The 6,496-nt window shown below is 56.0% G+C and carries 5 protein-coding genes; 2 read left to right on the top strand and 3 right to left on the bottom strand.

The window, feature by feature from the left end; all coding sequences use genetic code 11:
* Nucleotides 1-121 precede the first annotated feature (121 nt).
* Nucleotides 122-652 carry a disulfide bond formation protein DsbB gene (gene dsbB, locus CRO87_RS18635; RefSeq protein WP_097164422.1) on the bottom strand — a complete coding sequence of 177 codons (531 nt, stop codon included), beginning with the start codon at nt 650-652 and terminating at the stop codon, nt 122-124.
* 134 nt (nt 653-786) lie between these two features.
* On the bottom strand, nt 787-2,343 hold the full coding sequence (gene nhaB, locus CRO87_RS18630; RefSeq protein WP_097164421.1) for a Na(+)/H(+) antiporter NhaB: 1,557 nt from the start codon (nt 2,341-2,343) through the stop codon (nt 787-789).
* Between the two features lie 219 nt (nt 2,344-2,562).
* Here nhaB and fadR point away from each other — a divergent pair, with 219 nt between their 5' ends.
* The gene (fadR, locus tag CRO87_RS18625) at nt 2,563-3,282 is read left to right on the top strand and encodes a fatty acid metabolism transcriptional regulator FadR (RefSeq protein WP_097164420.1); all 720 of its coding nucleotides are present in this window, start codon (nt 2,563-2,565) and stop codon (nt 3,280-3,282) included.
* A 54-nt stretch (nt 3,283-3,336) separates the two neighbouring features.
* On the opposite strand, the gene CRO87_RS18620 is transcribed toward fadR, so the two are convergent.
* A complete protein-coding gene (locus CRO87_RS18620) occupies nt 3,337-4,869 on the bottom strand; it encodes a SpoVR family protein (RefSeq protein ID WP_097164419.1) in 1,533 nt (510 codons plus the stop codon).
* Nucleotides 4,870-5,188: 319 nt separating this feature from the next.
* Here CRO87_RS18620 and CRO87_RS18615 point away from each other — a divergent pair, with 319 nt between their 5' ends.
* On the top strand, nt 5,189-6,487 hold the full coding sequence (locus CRO87_RS18615; protein WP_097164418.1) for a D-amino acid dehydrogenase: 1,299 nt from the start codon (nt 5,189-5,191) through the stop codon (nt 6,485-6,487).
* Nucleotides 6,488-6,496: the final 9 nt, after the last annotated feature.

Raw genomic sequence — 6,496 nt, 5'->3', positions numbered from 1 at the left:
AGGCAACCGAAGTTGCCTTTTTGCAATCGGGAGCAGTGCGGTCTGATCCCCTCACCCCGACCCTCTCCCAAAGGAGAGGGAGCAAACACTAAAAAAGGCAACCGAAGTTGCCTTTTTGCTTTTACCTTCCAAACAAATCGCGTTTTTTCGGTTTAAACGGCTGGGCAATCAGCACCAGCAGCGCCACAATCAGGAAGGCGGCAAAAATGCCAACCAGCCACTGTGGCATTTCGAGCGACAGGAATTGCCACTGGCGTACGGAGCAGTCGCCGCTGGCGACAAACACCTGCGGCAGCCACTTATCAAGCGGCAGCCACGTCGGGAAACGCGCGGCAAAATCACAGGTCTGGAACGGAGAAGGGTGCAGCTGCATCATGGTGTGCTCCCACGACAGCTGCAAACCACGAATGGCGCTGTAAATCCAGATAGCGAGGGCGGCAAAACGCAGCGGCGTTTTGGGCGCGATAGCCCCGACAATCCCGGCGCCCATCACGCCGAACAGCGCGCTGCGTTCATAGATACACAGCACGCAAGGTTTCAGCATCATCACGTGCTGGAACCACAGCGCAACCATCTCTAAAGCGAACGCGACAAACGCTAACAATAACCACGCTCCGCGACCGCGTGAGCACTGGTTTAAAAATCGCAACATAATCATTTCCCTGGAACATGCTAAGACCCGCAGTGTAAACGAAAACATTTACCGCGCCACTATGTGGAGAGTAATTATTGCGTAAAAGCGGATGAATCGCCCGCAACGGGCTGCGGGCGTCAATCAGAGAAGGTCTAATGTAGCGGCAGCGGTGAACTCGAGAGCCAGCCCGTGGACCCCAGCCATTCCGTGTAGGGGATAAGCGTAAACTCCACGCACAGCAATCCTACGAGCGTCAGTACCAGCGTATACGGCAGGGCCATCCACACCATACGGCCATAGGAGAGGCGGATCAGCGGGGCGAGTGCAGAAGTCAGCAGGAACAGGAAAGCCGCCTGGCCGTTAGGCGTCGCCACCGAGGGCAGGTTAGTGCCGGTATTAATCGCCACCGCCAGCATTTCGAACTGCGGCAGGGAGATGGCACCGTGTTCCAGCGCTGATTTGGCTTCGTTGATATACACCGTGCCGACAAACACATTGTCGGAAATGGATGAGAGCAGGCCGTTGAACAGGTAGAACAGCGACAGCTGCGCATGCGGCGAAGCCTGCAGCACGAAGTTGATAATAGGCGAGAAGAGCTGCTGGTCGATAATCACCGCCACTACGGCAAAGAACACCGTCAGCAGGGCGGTAAACGGCAGCGCCTCAGTGAAGGCTTTGCCGATGGCGTGTTCATCTGTCACGCCCGTCAGCGACGTGGCAAAGATGATGACGGTCAGGCCAATCAGCCCCACTTCGGCCAGGTGCAGCGCGAGGGCAATAATCAGCCACACGCCGATAACGCCCTGAATCACCAGTTTCAGCGATTCCTGACGCGTACGCTGGGCGCGGCTCTTCGCATCGAACGCCTGCAGCTCATCGCGCACGGCAGGCGGCAGCTGTTCGCCATAACCAAACAGCCTGAATTTTTCGACCAGCAGGCAGGTTATCAGGCCACAGATGAACACCGGCAGCGTGACCGGCAGCATCCGCAGGAAGAATTCGCCAAAATGCCAGCCTGCGGCTTTGGCGATGATCAGGTTCTGCGGCTCGCCAACCATGGTCATTACCCCGCCCAACGCGGTGCCGACACCGGCGTGCATCATCAGGCTGCGCAGGAAGGCGCGGAACTGTTCCAGCACCTCTTTGTTGTGTGCTTCGATATGGCTATCGTCGAGCATGTCATTATCACCGGGGCGCGACGAGGCCACGCGGTGGTATATGCCGTAGAAGCCAACTGCGACGCTAATGATCACCGCGACTACCGTCAGCGCATCCAGGAAGGCAGATAAAAACGCTGCGGCAAGACAGAAGGCGACAGACAGCAGCATCTTGCTGCGAATGCTCAGCAGCAGGCGAGTGAAGATAAACAGCAGCAGCTGCTTCATAAAGTAGATGCCTGCGACCATAAACATAAGCAGCAGCAGTACTTCGAGATTCCCGGCAATTTCTTCCCGAACGTGTTCCGCACGGGTCATGCCCACCATCACCGCTTCAATCGCCAGCAGACCGCCCGGCAGCAGCGGGTAGCACTTGAGTGCCATCGCCAGCGTGAAGATGAACTCGCCTACCAGCAGCCAGCCGGCCACAAACGGGTCAAAGAAAAAGACGACAGGGTTTATCGCCAGAAAGAGAATAAGCGTCAGCTTGTACCAGTCCGGTGACTGGCCCAAAAAATTGCGCCACAGCGCGCGCGAGGTTGAAATTTCCACGACAGATTTCCGATCCCGTCAAAAAGTAAGCAGTTTCCTGAAGATGAACCACGAAGTATCGTTCCTCAGGCCGCGACAGGCAAGTGCGGGTACCGCGAGGTAATTTTATAAAATTAAACAGCGATCCCCTTTTAATTACGGCGATGCGCTATCTGCCCCCCCATTGGCTCTGGTATGATGAGTGCCAAATTAGCAACGCTGTGTAATGGAAATCTCACTATGGTCATTAAGGCGCAGAGCCCGGCGGGTTTCGCGGAAGAGTACATCATTGAAAGTATCTGGAATAACCGCTTCGCACCCGGAACCATCCTGCCCGCAGAGCGTGAGCTTTCTGAACTGATTGGCGTTACGCGCACCACCTTACGTGAAGTGCTGCAGCGTCTGGCCCGCGATGGCTGGTTGACCATCCAGCACGGCAAACCCACCAAAGTGAATAACTTCTGGGAAACGTCTGGCCTGAATATTCTGGAAACGCTGGCGCGCCTCGATCACGACAGCGTGCCGCAGCTTATCGATAACCTCCTCTCCGTGCGCACCAACATCGCCACTATTTTTATCCGCACCGCGTTCCGTCAGCATCCGGAAGAGGCCCTGAAGGTTCTGGCCACGGCGAAGGAAGTGGAAGATCACGCCGATGCCTTTGCCGAACTGGACTACAGCATTTTCCGCGGCTTGGCGTTCGCCTCCGGTAACCCGATTTATGGCCTGATCTTAAACGGCATGAAAGGGCTCTACACCCGCATTGGCCGCCACTATTTTGCCAATCCGGAAGCGCGCAGCCTGGCGCTCGGCTTCTACCATCAGCTGGCAAAAGTGTGTGAACAGGGTCAGCACGAACAGGTTTATGAGACGGTGCGCCGCTACGGCCACGAGTCCGGGCTTGTCTGGCACAAAATGCAGAAAACGCTGCCGGGCGATTTGGCGATTCACGGGCGTTAATTCCGCCGAAAACAGACAGCAAAAAGCCGGGTTCTCACCCGGCTTTTTTTACGCCTAGAGCAAATTCTGCCTTGGCGGGCAGCGATCGAGCAGTTCTACGCTGCCATCAGCGTTTTGCTGCTCCAGCTGCACATCAAAGCCCCAGAGGCGATGCACGTGCTTCAGCACTTCGCGTCGTCCCATATCCAGCGGGGCGCGGTTGTGAGGCACATAACGCAACGTCAGGGAACGATCGCCACGCAAATCCACATTCCACACCTGAATATTCGGTTCCAGATTGCTCAGGTTGTACTGCGACGACAGTCGGTTACGAATCTCCCGGTAGCCTTCTTCGTTGTGAATGGCTGAAATTTCCAGGTAGTTGTTATGATCGTCGTCGAGCACCGTGAAAAGACGGAAATCACGCATGACCTTCGGCGACAGGAACTGGCTGATAAAGCTCTCGTCCTTAAAGTCGCGCATCGCAAAATGCAGCGTTTCCAGCCAGTCCGACCCGGCAATGTCCGGGAACCAGTATTTGTCTTCTTCCGTCGGCGACTGGCAGATACGCTTGATATCCTGGAACATCGCAAAGCCCAGCGCATACGGGTTAATGCCGCTATACCACGGGCTGTTGTAAGGCGGCTGGAACACCACGTTAGTGTGGCTGTGCAGGAATTCCAGCATAAAGCGCTCGGTCACTTTCCCTTCATCGTAGAGATGATTAAGAATGGTGTAGTGCCAGAAGGTTGCCCAGCCCTCGTTCATCACCTGCGTCTGCTTCTGCGGATAAAAATACTGGCTGACCTTACGCACGATGCGCAGGATCTCACGCTGCCAGGACTCCAGCAGCGGGGCGTTTTTCTCCATAAAGTAGAGAATATTTTCCTGTGGCTCGGACGGATAACGGCGAGCCACCGCAATTGTCTTCTCTTCTTCTTTCTTCGGCAGGGTGCGCCACAGCGTGTTCACCTGACTTTGCAGATACTCTTCGCGACTTTTCTGCCGCGCCTTCTCCTCCTGCAGGGAGATTTTCTGCGGGCGTTTGTAGCGGTCGACGCCGTAGTTCATTAGTGCGTGACAGGAGTCGAGCAGCTTTTCCACCTCGTCCACGCCGTAGCGCTCTTCGCACTCGGTGATGTATTTGCGCGCGAAGATCAGGTAGTCGACGATGGAACTGGCATCGGTCCAGCTGCGGAACAGGTAGTTATTTTTGAAGAAGGAGTTATGCCCATAGCAGGCGTGCGCCATGACCAGCGCCTGCATGGTCATGGTGTTCTCCTCCATCAGGTAGGCGATACAGGGGTTGGAGTTAATGACGATTTCATACGCCAGTCCCTGCTGGCCGTGCTTATAGAGCCGCTCGGTTTCGATAAACTTTTTGCCAAACGACCAGTGGGTGTAGTTGATAGGCATCCCGACGCTGGAGTAGGCATCCATCATCTGCTCGGAAGTAATGACTTCGATTTGATGGGGATAGGTATCGAGTCGGTAGAGCTTCGCCACCCGATCGATCTCCGCCAGATAGGTATCCAGCAGCTCGAAGGTCCAGTCGGGTCCATCGCTCAGACGTGTGGTGTCCTTATTCATGGAGTCAATCGTAGCCATTAGCGCGCCCTCATTGTTGGCGGCCCTCTCTGTCTGGAGAGCCTCCTGTTAAGAATAGAACAGCCCTGGGCTAACGTGCGAACCGCAAATCTTTTTCTTCGCGATTTCCCTGCGTCAGTGGCGACGTTTTTGCATATTTGCGGAATTATGTGCTGACGAAAATTGCGCCGCAGCACGAGATTTCAAAACCGTGCATACCTTTGTATGGCGGGCGGGTGTGAGGTAAGTCACCATAAAAAAAGCGTATGTTGAATAATATTTTAATCTAGGTTATCAGTATGTAATCAGAAGATTGTTCTTTTACGGTACTGGAGTCGTTATGCGAGTGGTTATCCTCGGAAGTGGGGTCGTCGGCGTGGCCAGCGCCTGGTATTTACGTCAGGCAGGGCACGAGGTGACGGTCATCGACAGGGAGCCGGGCCCGGCGCTGGAAACCAGCGCCGCCAACGCCGGACAAATTTCTCCGGGCTACGCGGCACCCTGGGCGGCACCTGGCGTTCCGCTTAAAGCCATCAAATGGATGTTCCAGCGCCATGCGCCGCTGGCGATAAGCCTCGACGGGACGCCGTTCCAGCTGAAGTGGATGTGGCAGATGCTGCGCAACTGCGACACCCGCCACTATATGCAAAACAAAGGCCGTATGGTTCGCCTGGCGGAGTACAGCCGCGACTGTCTGATGGCGCTGCGCACTGCCACCGGTATCCAGTACGAAGGCCGCCAGGGCGGGACTCTGCAACTTTTCCGCACCGAACAACAGTATGAAAACGCGACCCGCGATATCGCTGTGCTTCAGGATGCAGGCGTGCCATATCAGCTGCTGGAAGCCAGTCGCCTGGCCGAAGTGGAACCTGCGCTTGCGGAAGTGGCCCACAAGCTCACCGGCGGCCTGCGCCTGCCGAATGACGAAACCGGCGACTGCCAGTTGTTCACCCAGCGGCTGGCGAAAATGGCCGAAGAGGCAGGCGTGGTCTTCCGCTTTAATACGCCGGTGGATAAATTGCTCTCTGAGGGTGGGCAAATTTACGGCGTGAAGTGTGGCGAAGAAATTGTCAAAGCCGACGCCTACGTGATGGCTTTTGGCTCCTATTCCACCTCCATGCTGAAGGGCATTGTCGATATCCCTGTTTATCCCCTGAAAGGTTACTCCCTCACCATCCCTGTTAAAGACGACGACGGCGCGCCGGTTTCAACTATTCTTGATGAAACGTACAAAATTGCGATCACTCGCTTCGACGACCGTATTCGCGTGGGCGGCATGGCGGAGATCGTCGGGTTTAACACTGAGTTGCTGAAGGCGCGGCGTGAAACGCTGGAGATGGTGGTGCGGGATCTGTTCCCACGCGGCGGCCACGTCGAACAGGCAAACTTCTGGACCGGGCTGCGCCCCATGACGCCTGACGGTACGCCAATAGTCGGACGCACGCCGTACAAGAATTTGTGGCTTAATACCGGGCACGGCACCCTGGGCTGGACCATGGCCTGCGGCTCCGGTCAGCTGCTGAGCGATTTGATTTCTGGCCGTACCCCGGCTATTCCGTACGATGATTTAGGCGTGGCCCGCTATCAGTCAGGCTTTACGCCGTCGCGCCCGCAGCATTTGCACGGCGCGCACAACTAAGGAGCTGTT

It is taken from the genome of Enterobacter sp. CC120223-11 (assembly GCF_900215375.1).
Taxonomy (GTDB): Bacteria; Pseudomonadota; Gammaproteobacteria; order Enterobacterales; family Enterobacteriaceae; genus Scandinavium.
This window is presented reverse-complemented; position numbering and strand designations above follow the sequence as displayed.

Bases quoted from the DNA above. Each gene is read 5' to 3' on its own strand.
- dsbB (WP_097164422.1), bottom strand. From the start codon at position 652: ATGTTGCGATTTTTAAACCAGTGCTCACGCGGTCGCGGAGCGTGGTTA.
- fadR (WP_097164420.1), top strand. From the start codon at position 2,563: ATGGTCATTAAGGCGCAGAGCCCGGCGGGTTTCGCGGAAGAGTACATC.
- CRO87_RS18620 (WP_097164419.1), bottom strand. From the start codon at position 4,869: ATGGCTACGATTGACTCCATGAATAAGGACACCACACGTCTGAGCGAT.
- CRO87_RS18615 (WP_097164418.1), top strand. From the start codon at position 5,189: ATGCGAGTGGTTATCCTCGGAAGTGGGGTCGTCGGCGTGGCCAGCGCC.